The 19,903-nt window shown below is 62.3% G+C and carries 15 protein-coding genes; 12 read left to right on the top strand and 3 right to left on the bottom strand.

Annotated features, from left to right (window positions below):
- Both F7R20_RS23390 and F7R20_RS31720 read right to left on the bottom strand, forming a co-directional pair.
- On the bottom strand, positions 1–2,614 hold a 2,614-nt coding region (locus F7R20_RS23390; RefSeq protein ID WP_151180615.1), incomplete at its 3' end, for a retention module-containing protein.
- A gap of 216 nt (positions 2,615–2,830) precedes the next feature.
- Entirely contained in the window at positions 2,831–2,974 is a 144-nt protein-coding gene (locus F7R20_RS31720) for a hypothetical protein (RefSeq protein WP_155252638.1), read from the bottom strand.
- Here F7R20_RS31720 and F7R20_RS23385 point away from each other — a divergent pair.
- From F7R20_RS23385 to F7R20_RS23355, 7 genes are all read left to right on the top strand, one after another.
- Positions 2,973–4,322, top strand: a complete 1,350-nt coding sequence (locus F7R20_RS23385) for a TolC family outer membrane protein (RefSeq protein ID WP_003196552.1) — start codon at positions 2,973–2,975, stop codon at positions 4,320–4,322. The two genes, F7R20_RS31720 and F7R20_RS23385, sit on opposite strands and share 2 nt — an antisense overlap.
- Before the next feature lie 37 nt (positions 4,323–4,359).
- On the top strand, positions 4,360–6,516 hold the full coding sequence (locus F7R20_RS23380; protein ID WP_003196554.1) for a type I secretion system permease/ATPase: 2,157 nt from the start codon (positions 4,360–4,362) through the stop codon (positions 6,514–6,516).
- Positions 6,506–7,873 carry an HlyD family type I secretion periplasmic adaptor subunit gene (locus F7R20_RS23375; protein ID WP_003196556.1) on the top strand — a complete coding sequence of 456 codons (1,368 nt, stop codon included), beginning with the start codon at positions 6,506–6,508 and terminating at the stop codon, positions 7,871–7,873. Before F7R20_RS23380 ends, F7R20_RS23375 begins: the two co-directional genes overlap by 11 nt.
- Positions 7,874–8,258: 385 nt before the next feature.
- On the top strand, positions 8,259–9,161 hold the full coding sequence (locus F7R20_RS23370) for a TauD/TfdA dioxygenase family protein (RefSeq protein WP_003196558.1): 903 nt from the start codon (positions 8,259–8,261) through the stop codon (positions 9,159–9,161).
- Between the two features lie 37 nt (positions 9,162–9,198).
- Positions 9,199–10,221: an ABC transporter substrate-binding protein gene (locus tag F7R20_RS23365; RefSeq protein ID WP_003196560.1), complete on the top strand. Its 1,023-nt coding sequence runs from the start codon at positions 9,199–9,201 to the stop codon at positions 10,219–10,221.
- A 5-nt stretch (positions 10,222–10,226) separates the two neighbouring features.
- The gene (locus F7R20_RS23360) at positions 10,227–11,087 is read left to right on the top strand and encodes an ABC transporter ATP-binding protein (RefSeq protein ID WP_003196562.1); all 861 of its coding nucleotides are present in this window, start codon (positions 10,227–10,229) and stop codon (positions 11,085–11,087) included.
- A 12-nt stretch (positions 11,088–11,099) separates the two neighbouring features.
- Positions 11,100–11,966, top strand: a complete 867-nt coding sequence (locus F7R20_RS23355; protein ID WP_003196564.1) for an ABC transporter permease — start codon at positions 11,100–11,102, stop codon at positions 11,964–11,966.
- A gap of 284 nt (positions 11,967–12,250) precedes the next feature.
- On the opposite strand, the gene F7R20_RS23350 is transcribed toward F7R20_RS23355, so the two are convergent.
- Positions 12,251–12,619 carry a DUF6124 family protein gene (locus tag F7R20_RS23350; RefSeq protein ID WP_003196566.1) on the bottom strand — a complete coding sequence of 123 codons (369 nt, stop codon included), beginning with the start codon at positions 12,617–12,619 and terminating at the stop codon, positions 12,251–12,253.
- Between the two features lie 577 nt (positions 12,620–13,196).
- Here F7R20_RS23350 and F7R20_RS23345 point away from each other — a divergent pair.
- The 5 genes from F7R20_RS23345 to F7R20_RS23325 all read left to right on the top strand — a co-directional run bounded on the left by F7R20_RS23345 (position 13,197) and on the right by F7R20_RS23325 (position 19,902).
- Positions 13,197–13,685: a hypothetical protein gene (locus tag F7R20_RS23345; RefSeq protein ID WP_033028044.1), complete on the top strand. Its 489-nt coding sequence runs from the start codon at positions 13,197–13,199 to the stop codon at positions 13,683–13,685.
- Positions 13,678–15,120: a TIGR01777 family oxidoreductase gene (locus tag F7R20_RS23340; RefSeq protein WP_003196569.1), complete on the top strand. Its 1,443-nt coding sequence runs from the start codon at positions 13,678–13,680 to the stop codon at positions 15,118–15,120. The genes F7R20_RS23345 and F7R20_RS23340 overlap by 8 nt, the downstream gene beginning before the upstream one ends.
- Positions 15,121–15,129: 9 nt before the next feature.
- A complete protein-coding gene (locus F7R20_RS23335; RefSeq protein ID WP_033028045.1) occupies positions 15,130–17,565 on the top strand; it encodes an alpha/beta fold hydrolase in 2,436 nt (811 codons plus the stop codon).
- A gap of 244 nt (positions 17,566–17,809) precedes the next feature.
- Positions 17,810–18,586, top strand: a complete 777-nt coding sequence (locus F7R20_RS23330; protein ID WP_003196573.1) for an efflux RND transporter periplasmic adaptor subunit — start codon at positions 17,810–17,812, stop codon at positions 18,584–18,586.
- On the top strand, positions 18,583–19,902 hold the full coding sequence (locus tag F7R20_RS23325) for an efflux RND transporter periplasmic adaptor subunit (protein ID WP_003196575.1): 1,320 nt from the start codon (positions 18,583–18,585) through the stop codon (positions 19,900–19,902). Before F7R20_RS23330 ends, F7R20_RS23325 begins: the two co-directional genes overlap by 4 nt.
- Position 19,903 lies beyond the last annotated feature (1 nt).

Raw genomic sequence — 19,903 nt, 5'->3', positions numbered from 1 at the left:
CCGAATCGGTAATCGTGGTGACTGCAGGCGCCGTGCTCGGCACCAGGTTTTCGAAGTTGCCACCGGTCGCACCGGTAATGGTGGTGCTGACCGTGCTGCCGTTGTTATAGACGTCATTGGCTGGCGTCTCGACGTTGACGGTCCCGGTAGTCTGGCCAGCAGCGATGGTAATGACCGAGCCGTTGCTCAAGGTCACCGTCACCGGGGTCTGGGCCGGGTTGGTCAGCGTCGCGGTGTAAACAATCGAACCGCCTTCGGTGATGGTGTCGCTGGCGGTCAGGGTCAGGCCAGTGCTGTCCACCGAATCGGTAATCGTGGTGACCGCAGGCGTCGTGCTCGGCACCAGATTTTCGAAGTTGCCGCCGGTTGCGCCGGTGATCGTAGTGCTGACCGTGCTGCCGTTGTTATAGACGTCATTAGCTGGCGTCTCGACGTTAACGGTGCCAGTGGTCTGGCCGGCGGCGATGGTGATGACCGAGCCGTTGCTCAGGGTCACGGTCACCGGAGTCTGGGCCGGGTTGGTCAGGGTGGCGGTGTAGGTAATCTGGCCGCCTTCGGTGATGGTGTTGCTGGCGGTCAGGGTCAGGCCGGTGGTGTCCACCGAATCGGTAATCGTAGTAACCGCAGGCGTCGTGCTCGGCACCAGATTTTCGAAGTTGCCACCGGTCGCACCGGTAATGGTGGTGCTGACCGTGCTGCCGTTGTTGTAGACGTCATTAGCCGGCGTCTCGACGTTGACGGTCCCGGTAGTCTGGCCGGCGGCGATGGTGATGACCGAGCCGTTGCTCAGGGTCACGGTCACCGGAGTCTGGGCCGGGTTGGTCAGGGTGGCGGTGTAGGTAATCTGGCCGCCTTCGGTGATGGTGTTGCTGGCCGTCAGAGTCAGGCCAGTGGTATCCGCCGAATCGGTAATCGTGGTGACTGCAGGCGCCGTGCTCGGCACCAGGTTTTCGAAGTTGCCACCGGTCGCACCGGTAATGGTGGTGCTGACCGTGCTGCCGTTGTTATAGACGTCATTAGCTGGCGTCTCGACGTTAACGGTGCCAGTGGTCTGGCCGGCGGCGATGGTGATGACCGAGCCGTTGCTCAGGGTCACGGTCACCGGAGTCTGGGCCGGGTTGGTCAGGGTGGCGGTGTAAACAATCGAACCGCCTTCGGTGATGGTGTTGCTGGCGGTCAGGGTCAGGCCAGTGCTGTCCACCGAATCGGTAATTGTGGTGACCGCAGGCGTCGTGCTCGGCACCAGGTTTTCGAAGTTGCCACCTGTCGCACCGGTAATGGTGGTGCTGACGGTGCTGCCGTTGTTGTAGACGTCATTAGCCGGCGTCTCGACATTAACGGTGCCAGAGGTCTGGCCGGCGGCGATGGTGATGACCGAGCCGTTGCTCAAGGTTACCGTCACCGGGGTCTGGGCCGGGTTGGTCAGGGTAGCGGTGTAGGTAATCTGGCCGCCTTCGGTGATGGTATTGCTGGCGGTCAGGGTCAGGCCAGTGGTGTCCACCGAATCGGTAATCGTAGTAACCGCAGGCGTCGTGCTCGGGACCAGGTTTTCGAAGTTGCCACCGGTCGCACCGGTAATGGTGGTGCTGACCGTGCTGCCGTTGTTGTAGACGTCATTAGCCGGAGTATCGACGTTAACGGTGCCGGTAGTCTGGCCGGCGGCGATGGTGATGACCGAGCCATTGCTCAAGGTCACGGTCACCGGAGTTTGAGCCGGGTTGGTCAGGGTGGCGGTGTAGGTGATCTGGCCGCCTTCGGTGACGGTATTGCCCGCGCTCAGGGTGACGGTGGTGGTGTCGATGGTGTCGGTGATCTGGGTCACGGCCGGCGTGGTGGGCACGGTCACGGCAATGCCAGTGCCACCGGTGGTGCCAGTGACGGTCACGCTGATCTGGCTTGGGTCGTTGTAGACCGTGTCATTCGGCGCGAGTGGAACGTTGACGCTACCGGTCAGCTGACCCGCCGGGATCACGATGACCGCGCCGTTGGACAAGGTCACGGTCAAGGCGGTTTGCGGGGCCTGGGTCACGGTCGCGGTGTAGACCAGCACGCCGCCGGCTTCGGTCAGGGTCGGCGTGGCGCTCAGGGTCATCGTCGCATTGAGGACAGCGTTGGCGGTCGTATCCGTAGTATCGCCACCCAGGGTGTTGTTATCGGTGGCAGCCGCCGCAGCGAGACCTTCAGTTGGGAAACCGACAGTAGGGTCGACGCTACCAGCGGTGGCATCCAACACCACAAAGCTGTGGCCGCCACCGGCGGCGCCGCCCGTACCTGCGGCAGTGGCGCCGGCGGCGGTGGCTTCCAGGGCGGTCGTCGGATCGACACCCGCGGCGATGGCTTGTTGCAGCTCTTCTACCGACGGCGCGGCCTGGGCAGTGGCTTGTGCCAGGTCGGTGGAGGAGTCCGGGGCATTGGCGCTCCACTGGGTGTCGCGGCCCAGGTCCAGGGTGCGGCCATCGGCCAGATCCAATGTGACGGCGCCAGAAGGGCCAGTGTCCAACTGATCGCCCGTGTACAGGCGATCGCCTTCAATGAGTACGCGCCGGATGCCCTCTGGGGATACGACGAAAACCTGACCAACAATGCTTTTGACAACGGCAATAACACTGCTCATTGAAGACTCTCCGGGTGTCACGCTCAGTAGACTTCCATGGACCCGTCAGCTTGTAGGCTGCAGCGGTCTGGACGTACATGTTCACAAAGTAAGGTTATTTGACGCTTTTACATGTCAATATTTTGGCTGTGTTTTCTCAATTATTTTGTTTGTGCCAAACTATTGACCTTCTGCCGGCCATCCTAAACAATCGCCGAGGTAATGTCACATTGATATTTAAGCGGCGACCTGTTCTTTCAGTGCGTGTTCCAGCTCCTGTTTTGAACTTTCCGACATACGGTCATTCCGGTTGCCATCATCCGATGCAGCGCCACGTTTCGCTGTGATCCAAGACAAGTGTTTCAGGAAGAAATCCATCATGCGTCTGTACCTGTTCAAGGCTTTACCCTTTGCTCTCGCCGCCAGTTTCGTACAAGCACAAACCTTGCCGCAGGCCATGCAACAGGCGCTGGATGTCCATCCTGAAATCCAGGCTGGCGTGAACAGTCGCCTCGCGGCGGATTACCAACTCAAGGCGGCCAAGGGCGGCTACCTGCCTAGAGTGGACCTTGCAGCCGGATACGGCCGTGAAGGCACCGACAGCGTCACCACCCGGTCGGGCGGGACCAATCATTGGGAAACCCTGAACCGTAGCGAGTCGAGCCTGCGCCTGTCGCAAATGGTTTTTGACGGTTTTGCGACGTCCAGCGAAGTGGGGCGTCAGCAAGCCACCGTCAATGCCCGTGCCTACTCGTTGCTGGACGCGTCCGAGCGCACCGGGTTGACAGTGGCCCAGGTCTACCTGGACGTGCTGACCCGTCGCGAGTTCGTGCGCCTGGCCGAGGAAAACCTCAAGAGCCACGAGCGCATCTTCGACCAGATCAAGCTGCGTACTTCCCGCGGCGTGGGCAGCGGCGCCGACCTGGACCAGGCCGAAGCGCGCATGGCTCAGGCCCGCAACAACCTGATCACCGAACAAACCAACCTGGCCGATGCCGAGACCAACTACCTCAGCGCCGTTGGACAACTGCCCGATCAACTGGAACGTCCTGCTGATTTTCTGGCGTTGCTGCCGGCCAACCTGACCGAAGCCCGTGCCCAGATGCTGGAAAACAGCCCGGTGCTGCGTTCGGCCGAAGCCGACATCGCCGCTGCCGAGCAGCAGTACGAAGCAGCCAAGTCGAGCTTCTACCCACGCTTCGACGCCGAGCTGGGCCGCACTGCCGACAACGACCTGGACGGCCAGAACGGTCACAACAATGAATGGCAAGCCATGCTGCGCATGCGTTTCAACCTGTATGCCGGCGGCAGCAACAAGGCGGACCTGGAATCCAAGTCGTACCTGTCCAACCAGGCCCTGGACATTCGCAACAACGCGCTGCGCCAGTTGAACGAAGAGCTGGGCCTGGCCTGGAACGCCTTGAACAACGCCAATGCCCAGGTGCCGGTCGCCCAGCAATACGTGGATCGCAGCGCTAACGTGCGCACCGCCTACCAGAAGCAGTTCAGCCTCGGCGAGCGGACCCTGCTCGACTTGCTCGACAGCGAAAACGAGCTGTTCAGCGCTTCCCGTCGCCTGGCGGAAATCAAGAATGTGCAGCTGTTCACCCAGTACCGGATCAAGGCAACCATGGGCCAGCTGTTGAAAAGCCAGGGTGTGGTCGCGCCGTTGGCATCGGTTGTGCAGAACGACATGAAGCCCAAGGTCCAGTTGCCTGGGATGAATTGAGTCCTACCACCCGTTTTAATCAGTCAGAGTGCCGAGCGTGGAATCAGAAGTCAGTCCAGTCGAACTAGTTCATGACCCGCGCACGCTGCACGACGACCCGCTGCTGGACGGCTTGCTGGCGCTCTGCATGCTGCATCAGAAGCCGGCCAGCGCGGCGATGCTCACCACCGGCCTGCCGCTGCCCAAGCAGCGGCTGAGCGTCGAATTATTGTCGCGCGCGGCGGCCCGTGCCGGTCTGCAAGGTCGGGTGCTGCAACGCAAGCTCGAGCAGATCCCGACCATCGCCATGCCAGCGCTGTTGTTGCTCAAGGACGGCCGCAGTGCCGTGCTGCTGGGCTGGGTTGGCGACGACCAGGCGCGGTTGCTGCTCAGCGAAAGCGACGGCGGTGAGGTGACCATCAGCCGTGAACTGCTGGCCGATGACTACAGCGGCAAGGTGTTCTTCGCCCAGCCGCAGCATAAATTTGACGTTAACCACGGCACGCTGATCCCTCGGGCGCGTTCGTGGTTTCGCGACACCCTCAAACGGTCCCGCTGGCTGTACGCCGATGCCATCGCGGCGAGCCTGCTGATCAACATCATCGCCATGGCCGCGCCGCTGTTCGTGATGAACGTCTACGACCGCGTGGTGCCGAACCAGGCCGAATCGACTCTGTGGGTATTGGCCGTTGGTATCACCGGCGCCTATGTCTTCGACCTGATCCTCAAGATGCTGCGCAGCCTGTGCCTGGACCTGGCGGGCAAGAAAACCGACCTGATCATCTCGGCGACGCTGTTCGAGCGCATCGTCGGCATGTCCATGAAATACCGCCCGGCGCGGGTCGGCAGCTTTGCCCAGAACATCCATGAGTTCCAGAGCCTGCGGGACTTCCTTGCTTCGCTGACCCTCACCAGCCTGATCGACCTGCCGTTCACCCTGCTGATCTTCATGGTCATCGCGATTATCGGCGGGCACCTGGTGTGGATTCCGGTGCTGGCGTTCCCGATTGCCCTGCTGATCGGCTATGCGCTGCAGAAGCCTTTGGTGGCGACCATGGAGCGAACCATGGCCTTGGGCGCCGAGCGCCAATCCAGCCTGATCGAAACCCTGGCCGGCCTGGACGCGGTGAAGGTCAACAACGCCGAGAGCGAACGCCAATACCAGTGGGAACAGACCATCGGCACCCTCAGCCGCCTCGAACTGCGGGTGAAGATGCTGTCCGGCCTGGCAATGAACATCACCTTGCTGATCCAGCAACTGGCCGGGGTGGTCATGATCGTCTTCGGCGTTTACCTGATCATCGCCGGTAGCCTGAGCATGGGTGGGCTGGTTGCCTGCTACATGCTCAGCGGTCGCGCCCTCAGCCCGTTGGCTTCGCTGTCGGGCCTGCTGACCCGCTACCAACAGGCGCGGGTGACCATGACGTCCGTCGACCAGATGATGGAGCTGCCCCAAGAGCGCAATTTCGACGAGCGCCCCCTGAGCCGCAAGGTCCTGCAGGGTGCCGTCGAATGCCGTCAGTTGAATTTCACTTATCCGAACCAGCAGAACCCCGCGCTGAAGAACATCAACCTGGTGATCAAGCCGGGCGAGAAAATCGGCATCATTGGCCGCAGCGGCTCGGGCAAGAGTTCCCTGGCCAAGTTGCTGGTGGGGCTTTACCAACCCGACGACGGCGCCTTGCTGGTGGACGGCGTGGACATCCGCCAGATCGACGTCAGCGAGCTGCGCTACAACATTGGCTACGTGCCCCAGGACATCCAGCTGCTGGCCGGTACCCTGCGGGACAACCTGACCTCCGGCGCCCGTTACGTCGAAGATGAACTGGTGCTCCAGGCCGCTGAACTGGCGGGCGTGCATGAATTTGCCCGCCTGCATCCGCAAGGCTATGAACTGCAAGTCGGTGAGCGCGGACAGAACCTGTCCGGTGGTCAGCGCCAGAACGTCGCCCTGGCCCGCGCGCTGCTGCTCAACCCGCCCATCCTGTTGTTGGACGAACCCACCAGCGCCATGGACAACACCGGTGAAGAACGCTTGAAACAGCGCTTGGCTGCCGTGGTGGAAAACAAGACCGTGTTGCTGGTGACGCACCGTGCATCCTTGCTGTCGCTGGTGGACCGCCTGTTGGTGATCGACCGTGGACAGATCCTCGCCGACGGCCCGAAAGCCGCTGTCATGGAAGCGTTGAAGAAGGGGCAGATCAGTGTTGCTTAAATCCGGTTTCAAGGGCGCGGTGGGCCGTTATTTCAAAGGTTCCGACTCGCTGCACGGCCAACCGCTGCCCGAGGTCAACAAAGCCCTGATCGAGGACGCTCCGCGGGTGGTGCGTTTGACGATCTGGGGCATCATCGGCTTCTTTGTGTTCCTGATGCTGTGGGCCAACTTCGCCGAGATCGACGAAGTGACCAAGGGCGACGGCAAGGCGATCCCATCGTCCAAGATCCAGAAGATCCAGAACCTGGAAGGCGGCATCGTCGCCGAGCTGTTCGTAAAGGAAGGGCAGATCGTCGATGCCGGCGCGTCGTTGATTCGCCTGGACGACACCCGGTTTGTCTCCAACGTCGGCGAAACCGAGGCCGATCGCCTGTCCATGCTGTTGCGGGTCGAGCGCCTGAGTGCCGAGGTCGACGACCGGCCGCTCAACTTCCCGGCCGATGTGCTCAAGGCGGTGCCGGGCCAGGCCGCCAGCGAGGAGTCGCTGTACCTCAGCCGCCGCCAGCAGTTGCACGATGAAATCGGCGGCTTGCAGGAGCAGTTGATCCAGCGCCAGCAGGAACTGCGCGAATTCGTGTCCAAGCAGGCGCAGTACCGCTCCGGCCTGGCGCTGCAACGCCAGGAAATCAACATGTCCGAGCCGCTGGTGGCACAGGGCGCGGTGTCGCCAGTGGAAGTGCTGCGGCTCAAGCGCGCCGAGGTCGAGACCCGTGGGCAACTGGACGCCACGACGTTGGCGATCCCGCGTGCCGAATCGGCGATCAAGGAAGTACAGCGCAAGATCGACGAGACCCGTGGCAAGTTCCGCAGCGAAGCCTTGACGCAGCTCAACGAAGCTCGCACCGACCTGAACAAGGCCCAGGCCACTGGCAAAGCCCTGGAAGATCGGGTGAGCCGGACCCTGGTGACGTCGCCCGTGCGCGGCATCGTCAACAAGTTGCTGGTGAACACCATCGGCGGCGTGATCCAGCCCGGCAGCGACCTGGTGGAAATCGTGCCGCTGGACGACACCATCCTGGTGGAAGCGAAAATCCGTCCTCAGGACATCGCCTTCCTGCACCCCGGCCAGGACGCCACGGTGAAATTCACCGCGTACGACTACACCATCTACGGCGGGATGAAAGCCAAGCTGGAACAGATCGGCGCCGACACCATCACCGATGAAGACAAGAAAACCACCTACTACGTCATCAAGCTGCGCACCGAACGCAGCCACCTGGGCACCGATGAAAAACCGCTGCTGATCATTCCGGGCATGGTGGCGTCGGTGGACATCATCACCGGCAAGAAAACCGTGCTCAGCTACCTGCTCAAGCCCATCATCAAGGCCCGGTCCGAGGCGTTGCACGAGCGGTAGCGCCCTGGTTGATCGTTGGTTGATCGTTCCCACGCTCCGCGTGGGAATGCCTCCTGTGACGCTCCGCGTCACGCTTTTCGGAGCGCAGAGCATCCTTGGCTACATTCCCATGTGTGGGGGCAAAGCTTGCTCGCTAAACAGGCGCCTCGGATCGCGTTGTCTTCATCGCGGGCAAGCCTTGCTCCCACAGCGGTGCGGTGCAAAACTCCAGGTCATATCGTTATTCGTTAACGGTATTTAAATTACTGTTCTTATGCCTTTAAAGTCATCCCCCTGCGTACCTGCCGACCAATCGGCGCGCCGCACGACACAAACCAACACGGTAACGCCGTGAGTTTTGATCGATTGCGCGCCTGTTCAAGCGCGCTGTGCGTGGGAGTGATGTATGTCAGCCGTCTCTTATTCTCCAGATTCACCTATCGCGAACATTGCCCCGCAGTCGTTCGAAATCCGTCCGTTGCGCGATGCCGTAGGCGCCGAAATCGTCGGGCTGGACCTGTCCCGACCGGTCAACGACCAGGATTTCGCCCGCATCCACCGCGCACACCTGGACTATCACGTCGTGGTGTTCCGCGACCAACGCATCACCCCGGAACAACAGATCGCCTTCAGCCGTCGTTTTGGCGTGCTGCAGATCCATGTGCTCAAGCAGTTCCTGTTGGCCGGACATCCGGAAATCCTCATCGTCTCCAACATCATCGAAAACGGCCAATCCGTCGGTCTCGGCGATGCTGGCAAGTTCTGGCATTCGGACCTCTCCTATAAAGAACTGCCCAGCCTCGGCTCGATGCTCCACGCCCAGGAACTGCCGAGCGAAGGCGGCGACACGCTGTTCGCCGACATGCACAAAGCCTGGGACGCTCTGCCCGAAGCGCTGCGTAAAGCCGTGGAAGGCCGTTCGGCGGCGCACTCCTACACGGCGCGCTACAGCGAAACCAAATTCGAAGGCAACTGGCGCCCGACGCTCACGCCGGAGCAACTGGCCCAGGTCGCCGAAGTGGTGCATCCGATCGTACGCACCCACCCGGAAACCGGGCGCAAGGCGTTGTTCGTCAGCGAGGGGTTCACCACCCGCATCGTCGGTCTGCCGGAGGACGAAAGCGCAGCGCTGCTGGCCGAACTGTATGCCCACAGCGTGCTGCCGCAGAACATCTATCGCCATCAATGGCAGCCCCATGACCTGGTGTTCTGGGACAACCGCTCGCTGATCCACTTGGCCGCCGGTTGCCCGAGTCATCTGCGCCGCAAGCTGTATCGCACCACCATCCAGGGCGACGCCCCTTTCTGATCGGCTGCGCCTCGCGCAAAGAGCCCGGAGAATCTCCATGTCCAAACGCATTGCTTTTGCACCGCTGGCCGCCATCGGCCTGGGGTTCAGCTTGCTGGCCGGCAGCCTGGTCGCGCCGGCCAGCGCCCACGCCGAGGGCGAGATTCGTATCGCCGAGCAGTTCGGCATCGTTTACCTGTTGCTGAACGTGGTCCGCGATCAACAATTGATCGAAAAATACGGCAAACAGGAGGGCATCGAGATAAAGGTCGACTGGACCCAATTGTCGGGCGGCGCGGCGGTCAACGATGCGTTGCTGTCGGGCTCTATCGATATTGCCGGGGCCGGCGTCGGGCCGTTGCTGACGGTCTGGGACCGCACCCGCGGCAAACAGAACGTCAAGGCCGTGGCCTCCCTGGGCAACTTCCCTTATTACCTGTTGAGCAACAACCCGAACGTCAAGACCATCGCCGACTTCACCGAGCAGGACCGCATCGCGGTGCCGGCGGTGGGCGTTTCGGTGCAGTCGCGTTTGCTGCAATACGCCGCCGCGAAACAGTGGGGCGACAAGGACTTCAATCGCCTCGACAAGTACACCCTGGCGGTTCCGCATCCGGACGCCACGGCGGCGTTGATTGCCGGCGGCACCGAGTTGACCGGGCACTTTTCCAACCCGCCGTTCCAGGATCAGGCCCTGCAAAACCCCAACGTCCACGTGGTGCTCAACTCCTATGACGTGCTCGGGCCGAATTCGCCCACGGTGCTGTTCGCCACCGAGAAATTCCGCGATGAAAACCCGAAAACCTACAAGGCATTCGTCGAGGCGCTGACCGAAGCGGCCGAATTCGCTCAGAAGGACAAAGGCGCGGCGGCGGACACTTACCTGCGGGTAACCAAGGCCAAGATCGACCGGGCGACGTTGCTGAAGATCATCGACAACCCGCAGATCGAATTTACCGTCAGCCCGAAAAATACCTACCCGCTGGCCGAGTTCCTCTACCGCGTCGGCGCGATCAAGAACAAACCGGCGTCGTGGGAAGATTATTTCTTCCAGGACGCCAAACCGCTGCAGGGGAGCTGATTGTCATGAACGCGCTTTTGCAAGGCCACGCGGCCAGCAACCCCACTTCCACCGGTACCGCGTTGTTGTCCGTGGATAATGTCAGCCTTGAATACCGCACCCCGCAACGGGTGGTGCGGGCCACTCACCAAGTGAGTTTCGAAGTCGATCCGGCGGACCGTTTCGTACTGCTCGGCCCATCGGGCTGCGGCAAGTCCACTTTGCTCAAGGCCATTGGCGGCTTCATCACGCCGTGCGAAGGCGAGATTCGTTTGCAAGGCCAGACTGTCAGCGCGCCGGGACCGGATCGGATCGTGGTGTTCCAGGAGTTCGATCAACTGCCGCCCTGGAAAACCGTGAAGCAGAACGTGATGTTCGCGTTGCTGGCATCCGGCACGCTTAAGCGTCGCGAGGCCGAGGAGCGGGCACTGCACTATCTCGACAAAGTCGGCCTGGCGGCGTTTGCCGATGCCTACCCACACACCTTGTCCGGTGGGATGAAGGCCCGCGTCGCGATTGCCCGAGCGCTGGCGATGCAACCGAAAATCCTGCTGATGGACGAGCCCTTCGCCGCCCTCGATGCCCTGACCCGACGCAAGATGCAGGAAGAGTTGCTGCTGCTTTGGGAAGAGGTGCGTTTCACCCTGCTTTTCGTCACTCACTCCATCGAAGAAGCGTTGGTGGTGGGCAATCGCATCCTGCTGCTGTCACCGCACCCAGGAAGGGTACGGGCGGAAATCCACAGCCATCAATACGATCTGCACAGCCTCGGCGGCGTGGGGTTCCAGCACACGGCGCGGCGGATTCATCGGTTGCTGTTCGATGAAAGCCAGTCGCCGGAAATCGAGCGTGAGCTGGATTTCACCGACATCCGCATCGCGTATTAAGGGGAGCGTTCCATGAGCCAGTTATCGCCTGCGCGCGAAGAGTACGAAGTCGATCTGCAACCCCTGACCCACGTGCCACTGGAGCGCGAGTTGCCCTTGGGCCAGCGCCTCTGGCAACAGGGTTGGTTGCGCAAAAGCCTGATCCTGTTGCTGCTGGCGCTGGTGTGGGAGGGCGTGGCCCGATACCAGAATAACGACCTGCTGCTGCCGAGCTTCTTGCAGACCGCCAGCGCGTTGTACGACGGTTTGCTCAGCGGCGAGCTGCTGGGCAAGGTGTGGATTTCCCTGGTGGTGCTGCTCAAGGGCTATCTGCTGGGGATCGTCCTGGCGTTTGGCTTGACCACGCTGGCCGTGTCGACCCAGTTCGGTCGCGACTTGCTCAGCACCCTGACGTCGATGTTCAATCCATTGCCGGCCATCGCCCTGTTGCCGCTGGCCCTCTTGTGGTTTGGCCTGGGGCAGAACAGCCTGATTTTCGTGCTGGTGCATTCGGTGCTGTGGGCACTGGCGTTGAACATGTATTCGGGGTTTCTCGGTGTGTCGGAAACGCTGCGCATGGCCGGGCGCAACTACGGGCTCAAGGGCCTGCGTTTTGTGCTGTTCATCCTGATTCCGGCGGCGCTGCCGTCGATCCTCGCCGGGCTGAAGATCGGCTGGGCCTTCGCCTGGCGTACCCTGATCGCCGCCGAACTGGTGTTCGGCGCCACCAGCGGCAAAGGAGGCCTGGGTTGGTACATCTTCCAGAACCGCAACGAGCTGTACACCGACAAGGTCTTTGCCGGGTTGGCGGTGGTGATTCTGATCGGGTTGCTGGTGGAGAATCTGGTGTTCGACAGTCTGGAGCGGGTGACGGTGAAGCGCTGGGGGATGCAGCGGTGATTCGGTAGTACACCTTTGTGGCGAGGGAGCTTGCTCCCGCTCGGCTGCGCAGCAGTCGCAAACCGGGCCATGCGGGTTGCCTGAAGGAATGCTGGGGGCCTGCTTCGCAGGCCAGCGGGAGCAAGCTCCCTCGCCACGGGTTATGGGTTGTCTGGGCTGACGCCATCGCGAGCAAGCTCGCTCCCACAGTGGGGTGGTGTTGTGTCTCGATATTGGGTTCGACACAAAACCCATGTGGGAGCGAGCTTGCTCGCGATGGCAATCTTCAACTCACCACAGGCATGTCAGCCCGCCGCTTGAACCTCAAGCCGATCCATCGCCCTTTCCACCAACAAATGCACCCCATCAGCCATCCGGCTGATCGCCAGGATGACGCTGCGGCGCGAACCGTCGACATCATCAGCCAGGTCGGCGGCGATGGCGCTGATGGACAGCAGATCTTCGGAGGCATTGGCCAACAGGGTTTCGGTGTCGATATCAGGGGCGACCATGAAGAGTTGGGCGGTTTGGGTTTTGCCCGAGGCTTCATCGGTGGGTTTGGGATTGAGGTAGTAGTCGAGGACGCGCTCGGCGGCTTCGTCGAGTTTTTTGGTTTTTGAGGACTTGTCGGAGTTGCCAGGGCTTCCTGGCGGATTCGGAGTTACCTTGAACATGTTTTGGCTTCCTATTCAATCAGAGCCGCCCTAGCTCGCTTGCACGCGATATAAGGGTGGCAGCTATGTGAGGGTGTGCAAGACCGAGTAGGAACCACCAAAAAAACCTCGGCAGACCCGAAGGTCTCCCCACACACAGCCGCCATAAAACACGGGCACGAATGCTCATTGAATGGCTGGTGGCATTATTTGGCGTTCTTTTACCCGGACTTGCACGTCCGTGTCACCGTTTTTTCAGTGACAAACCCAGACTAGCGGTGAGCCCCGAGCCGGACAAGTTCACCAACATCGCCGCAACTTGAAGGAAATCTCCTAGGACCTTGCTGTATGCAAGCTGCACACCGCTCCGCTGGGCTGCACCCTGTAGGAACTGACGAGTGCAACGAGGCTGCGATCTTGGGACTCAAGTGTCTAGGGAAAGATCGCAGCCTCGTTGCACTCGACAGCTCCTACACAGCTCCTACGGTCCAGAGGGCGGTGTGACATTTCGCTAAATCCCCACGCCACAATTAGCCAAGTAAAGCCCTCTCCATTTCCTTTAGACTGGCCGCCCTCAAGCAAGCCTTCAGGACATGGAATGCCACCCCCTCACAGTCCCCTTCGCAAAGCCCTGGTCGTTTGGTTATATGCCGCCGCCCTGATGCATCTGCTCGCCGGCGTCACGCTGACCTGGGCCGGTCATTCGGGCTTGCTCGACGGTTATCTGCAGAATATCGAACAGGCTTTCTGGGGAGCCGACTCAGTGCCCGTCACGGCCCGCGCGCAACAGGTCTGGTGGCTGGCCTTGTTCGGCGCCACATTGCAGAGCTATGGGCTGTACATGCTCGCCCTCGTCCATATCGGCAATCGCCTGAAGAGCGCCATGCCGTGGGGCTGGCTGATCGCCGGCATCCTGCTCTGGGCGCCCCAGGACATGCTGATTTCCGCCCAGGCACGGGTCTGGTCCCACCTATGGTTCGACAGCCTGGCTCTGCTCGTTTTATTGCCGCCGCTGTTCTGGCTCTATCGCCACGACCGCCGCACCTCCCTGACTGACAACGCGTCGAGTGATTCAAACCATGCCTGACTTTTCACTGCTGGACTGGGCCATCACCCTGCTGATTGCCCAGGCGATCCTCGGTGCGCTGGATACCCTGTACCACCACGAACTCACCGTCGCCTTGCCCTATCGCCACAGTGCCCGACTGGAGCTCTCCATCCACGCCCTGCGCTCGTGCTTCTACGGGATCCTGTTCCTGGGCATGGCGCACTTGGCCTTCGAGGGGACTTGGGCGATCGTCATTGCGTTGCTGTTCGCACTGGAGATCGGCCTGACGCTCTGGGATTTCGTGGTCGAGGACCGTAGCCGCAAGCTGCCCGCCATCGAGCGCATCATGCACACGGTGCTGGCGGTCAACGGCGGGGCCTTCTTCGCGCTGTACGGCGTGCAACTGGCGCAGTGGGCGAGTTTGCCCACCGGCCTGAGCGCGATCGACCTGGGCTGGCGCGGTTGGCTGCTGACCTTGTTCGCCATCGGGGTCACGGCCTCGGGGATTCGCGACGGCTTGGCGGCCTTGCGCATGCAGCGCGCGGGCAAGCCCGCCAACCCGTTTGCCGGTGGTGCCTACAAGCGCGTGCTGGTCACGGGTGGCACCGGGTTTATCGGCGAGACGCTGGTCAATCAATTGCTCGACGCCGGGCACACAGTCAGCGTGCTGGCTCGCGATCCATTGAAAGCGGCCTATCTGTTTGATGGCCGCGCCCGTTGCCTGCGCTCCCTGGGCAAGCTGGGTCATGACGAAACCTTCGATGTGGTGATCAACCTGGCAGGCGCACCGGTGGCCGGGCCGCGCTGGAGCCCCGCGCGCCAGGCGCAACTCATCGCCAGCCGGGTCAATACCACCGAAGCCTTGATGACCTGGTTGAAAAACGCCCGGCACAAACCGGCGTTGTGGATACAGGCGTCGGCCGTCGGTTTTTATGGCGTGCGTGACGCCAGTGAAAGTCTCGATGAAAGCGCCACCCAGGGCGATGGCTTCATGGCTGAACTCTGTGTGCGTTGGGAAGCCTCAGCCCGGCCCGCCACCGAATTGGGTGTGCGGCAGGTGGTGATGCGCCTGGGCGTGGTGTTTGGCCCGGGCGGTGCGTTGTTGCCGTTGCTGATTCCATTTCGCCTGGGGTTTGGCGGGCGGATGGGTGACGGTCGGCAAATCATGAGTTGGGTGCACCGCGACGACGTGATCCAAGTGATCGCCCGGGCCTTCGATGACGAAAGCCTGAGTGGCACCTACAACCTGGTGGCGCCAGAAACGGTCAGTCAGGCGCTGTTCGCCGAAAGCGTCGGCAAGGTGCTCAAGCGCCCGGTGTGGTTCCACATTCCCGCCGCGCCGGTGCGTGCTTTGGCAGGCGAAATGGCTCAGTTGTTTTTCGACGGCCAACGTGTGCTGCCTAGTCGTCTCGTCGAGGCGGGCTATACGTTCCGTTACCCGACGCTTGGCGCTGCCCTGCGCGACCTGGCCTGAGGAGCGCCCATGAGCAAGCCCCGGATGTACCTGCTGGCTGGCAACGGAAGCGCTGCCGATTGGTGGGACGATGCGTTGCCGCACTTTCAACACCATGACGTGGTGCCGCTGGAACTGCCCGGCTTCGGCAACAACCCTCAGGCTCCCTGCGAAGACTTGGCGGCCTACGCCCAGGCGTTGCTGGCGGCAACGGACAAGGGCAGCGCGATCATGGCGGTCGGGGTCAACGCCTTGCTGGTGCTGCACGCCTTGCAACGTCAGCCGGGGCATTTTTGTCGCAGTGTGTTGTTGGCGCCGGTGGGTGCGTTTTTGTGGCAGCGACGGCTGCCGGCGTTGATGTCGCCGCTGTCGATTCGCAAGACCATTCACTGGCTGCTGGCGAACAAACCGACGCTGTTTGCCCGCAAATTTTCCAGCCAGTCCTGGACGCCCGCGCAGTACCAGCGCATGGGCGCCGGCTATGCTCGCTGCCGCGCCTTTGTGCCGCACTGGGACTTGGTGCGTGCCGACACCGCCTTGCCATTGCTGGAGTGGATAACCGACCCGGTCGAACTGGTGTGGGGCGATCAGGACAAGGTGCTGGGCGTCGCGCAGGCGGCGGCCTGGTCGGCCATTCTCGCCCGTGCCGATCTGACCATCAGCCTGAAACCCGGCTGGGGGCATTACCCGTGGATCGATTCACCCGCTGAATTCGCGGCGTGGCTGGAATCCGGCGAACGTGGTTTCGTCGCGCATACCAAAGGCGGCCGCTTGCGTCTGGCGGCGTTGGCTGGGCAGCCGGTGCCTGCGGCGCTGTCGCTCAACGATTGTGATGATCCGCGCTTGCCAAACTTTCTGGAGAGCCAGCCGGACGCTCTCTGGGCAGTGCGTTCCTCCAGTTACGGGGAGGATCAGGCCGATGCGGCCAATGCCGGCTTGAGCACCACGTTCCTGCGCGAGCCGACGCACAACGTGCCGGCGCGCATTGCCGAGTTGAGTGCGGCAGGTGTCGAGGAAGTGGTGGTGCAGCGCTTCATCACGCCACGGCTGTCCGGGATCGCCTTCGTGCGTCACCTGTCCGTTGAATTGGAATGGGTCGAAGGGCATCTGGAATCGTTGGCCGATGGCAAGGTGAGCCCCGAGCGCGCGATCATTTCCCGCCTCGGCGCGTCGTGGAACAGCGACACCTTCAAGCCCGCCCATGGCCTGACTGCAGACCTGCTGTGGCGTTTTCTCCAAGGCGTGCTGCGGGTCTTCCACTACGTACCCGGCGATGTTGAATGGGCCTGGGACGGCACGCAACTCTGGCTGTTGCAGTACCGACCGATCAGCGACTATGGCTGGCGCCGCCACCTGACCGCGGCCAACATCGCCGAGATCCTGCCGCCGCAACCCAGCGTGTTGGTGGAGTACGCCCAGCGCCGCGCGGCGGCGAGCATTCCGGCGATCATGGCGCGTTGGGACTCGCGGGTGCTGCAAGACAACGAGCCTTTCACGGCGGTGTTTGGCGGCGCTTCGTATATCAACAATGATTTGTTTCTCGCCAGGCTGGCCGACTGGGGCATCAGCGCCAGCAGCTACGCCGGCGAGGTCGGCGGCGCGACTCCGCACCTGCCTTGGCGGCCGCTGCGCCTGCTGCGTTCGCTGCCGTTGTTCCTGCGCATGCAACGCGTTGCCCGCGGGCATTTGCTGACGCTGGAAAACGGCTTGCGACGTTTTGACCGAGAGCTGCAGGAACTGACCGGACAAGGCGCAGACGGCCAGCAACTGGCCGACTGGTTTACCCGTTTCTACGTGTTCGTGGTGCAAGGCAACTTGTGCATCGCCAGTGCCCTGGCCAGCAGTGGCGGCGACTGGCTGGGCCGGCCACCGACCGCCTACGACAATCTTGAACACAGTCCGCATCGGCTGCCCTGGGAAACCGATCCAGCGACGCCACGCCCGGCACCGACCGAACTGCCGTTGCAGACCTTCCCACAATGGCCCCTGACGATTCGCCTGGCCCATTCGACCGGTCTGCCAGGCTTGCGCGGTTACTACTTGCAGGTGCGCGAATGGTATCGCGACAACCTGATGCGGATTTTCTTTCGCTTGCATCACGCCATGCCGACGGTGGACCGGGCGCATTGGTTCGCGCCGCACCCGGACATCCGCAGCCGCGACGGCAGCTTCTGGCAGGACGGGCGTGAAGGCACCGAGCAGGCGAGTGGGTTCTTGATCTACCCGGGTCAGGCCCAAGGTATTTTGGGCCAGGACATCCTGCTGGAAGACACCCTCGACCCCGGCCGCCACGCCCACTATCAAAGCTCCCGTGCCGTGATCGCGCGCATGGGCGGACGCTTGTCCCACGGCTCGACGTTGCTGCGTGAATTGCGCAAACCTTCGGCGGTATTGCCTCAGGTGGATGTGGGGTGGTTGGGGCGTGAGGTGGTGTATTGCGATGGGGTGTTGAGGTTGGTGGAGTAGGCAGCGCGATGTCTGCCAACCACATAACCTGTGGCGAGGGGATTTATCCCCGTTAGGCTGCGTAGCAGCCTCGAAACCTGACGCCTCGGTACTTCAGGGAGATTGAATACATGCTTGGGACTGCTGCGCAGTCCAGCGGGGATAAATCCCCTCGCCACAGAGATTTCTCCTTGCTTCACGGTTACTCCCTTGACGCCCCCTACCGCTGTCGTAGACTCCGCCCATCCGTCAGGGAGTAACGGTCATGCGACGTTTAAGTAGTTGGGTTGTGGGATTGGCCTTTGTAGCGTGCGGTGTCCAGGCGCAAACGCCTGTAGCAGACGATCCATTGCTTGAGAGTAACGCCACGGCCAGTGCGTCTGGCAACGAGGCGCGAGGGGTGCTTCGGGCGCGGGATCAGGCGGTGCTGGCCAGCGAGTTGGCCGGGCGTATCGTCGAGTTGCCGTTCAGTGAGGGTGAGTCGTTCAAGAAGGGCGACACCCTGGCGCGTTTCGATTGCTCGGCCTATCAGGCCCAGCTCAATGCGGCCCAGGCGGCCAGCCGTGGTGCCAGTGAGGAACTGGCGCATAACCGGCAGTTGGCGGCGTTGAAGTCAGTCGGGCGGTTTGAAGTGTCGCGGGCCGAGGCCCGGCTCAACGAGACCCAGGCGCAGTCCCAGGTGTACCAGGTCCAGGTCAAGCGCTGCAGCGTGGTCGCACCCTTCGATGGTCAGGTGGTGGCACGCAAGGTCCAGCGTTATGAAAGCGTCGCGGCCGGCGCGCCGTTGCTGGATGTGGTCGACAACCGCACCCTGGAGATCCATTTGCTGGTGCCTTCACGCTGGATGGACAGGCTCAAGCCCGGTCAGCCCTTTACGTTTATCCCCGATGAAACCGGCAAGCCGTTGCAAGCGACGGTCAAGCGCCTGGGCGCGCGCATCGATGAGGGCAGCCAGACCCTGCTGCTGGTGGCGAACGTGCCGGATGCCAGCGGCCTGCTGTCGGGCATGAGCGGCACGGCGCGTTTCGCGGAGCCCAAGTGAACGCGCCGATATCGGGCAGCGCCGAGCAGGTGTTTGCCCGCTTCCTCGACCTGGAGCGTCATACGCGGGCCGCACGAACGCCGGCGCAATTGAGCTACAGCCTGGTCAACGACGGCCAGGCGCTGTTCGGGTTTCGCCACGCCGCGTTGTTGATCGCCGGCAAGGTCCAGGCGGTGACCGGCGTCAGCACCGTGGAGCCGAATGCGCCGTTCGTGGCGTTCGTCGAGCAGGCCGTGGCGCAGTTGTTCAAGCAGGGGGTGCTGAAGCAGGCCCGGGTGATTGCCGCCGATGGGGTAAGCGAATCCGTTCGGGAAGACTGGCGAAGCTTGTCGGCCGGACAAGTGTTCTGGCTGCCGTTGATCGATCATCAGGCCCAAGTGTTCGGCGGTTTGTGGCTGGCCCGCGACCTGCCTTGGACCCCGCCTGAACAAGTACTGCTGTCGCAACTGGGCGACACCTACAGCCATGCGTGGCTGGCGCTGCAACCGCGCAAGCCGTGGCGCCTGCGCTGGACTCGCAAGCGCCAGGTCGCCCTGGTGGCGGTGTTGTTGCTGGGCTTGCTGATCCCTGTGCGCCAGTCCGTGTTGGCCCCGGCCGAAGTGGTGCCGCTGGGCGGGCAGGTGGTGGCGGCGCCGTTGGATGGGGTGATCGCCGAGTTCCAGGTCAAGCCTAACCAGGCCGTCAAGAACGGTGACCTGCTGCTGCGTTTCGAAAGCACCAGCCTCAAGGCCCAGGCCGATGTGGCCGAGCGTGCGTTGGGCGTGGCCGAGGCAGAACTCAAGGCCAATTCCCAGCGCTCGTTTGCCGACGCGGAATCGAGTTCGAAGATCGACCTGCTGGCCGCCCGAGTCGAACAGAAACGCGCCGAGCGCAACTACGCGCTTGAACTGCTCAAGCGCAGCGAAGTACGCGCCGAGCGCGACGGCATCGCGGTGTTCGCCGACGCCGAGCGCTGGCTCGGCAAGCCTGTGCAGACTGGCGAGCGGCTGATGGAGATCGCCGATCCGAACCAGGCCGAGTTGCGTATTGAATTGGCGGTGGGCGACGCGATTGCCCTGGAACCCGGTGCGCAAGTGGCGTTGTTTCTCGACAGCGACCCGTTGCAGCGGCACCTGGCCTGGCTCGAGCGCTCGGCGTATGAAGCGCAGCCTACCGCCGCCGGGCAACTGGCGTATCGGTTGGATGCGCGTTTCGATGCTCAAGCGCCGCGTATCGGCCTGCGAGGTACGGCGAAGGTCTTCGGCGACCGTGCTCCGCTGGCGTTGTACCTGTTGCGTAGACCACTGGCCGGCCTGCGCCAGAGCGTAGGCCTGTAGC

Source organism: Pseudomonas brassicacearum subsp. brassicacearum (assembly GCF_008801605.1).
In the GTDB taxonomy this organism is placed as follows: Bacteria; Pseudomonadota; Gammaproteobacteria; order Pseudomonadales; family Pseudomonadaceae; genus Aquipseudomonas; species Aquipseudomonas brassicacearum.
Note: the sequence above shows the minus strand (reverse complement) of the source record. Positions and strands in the feature narration are given on the sequence as shown.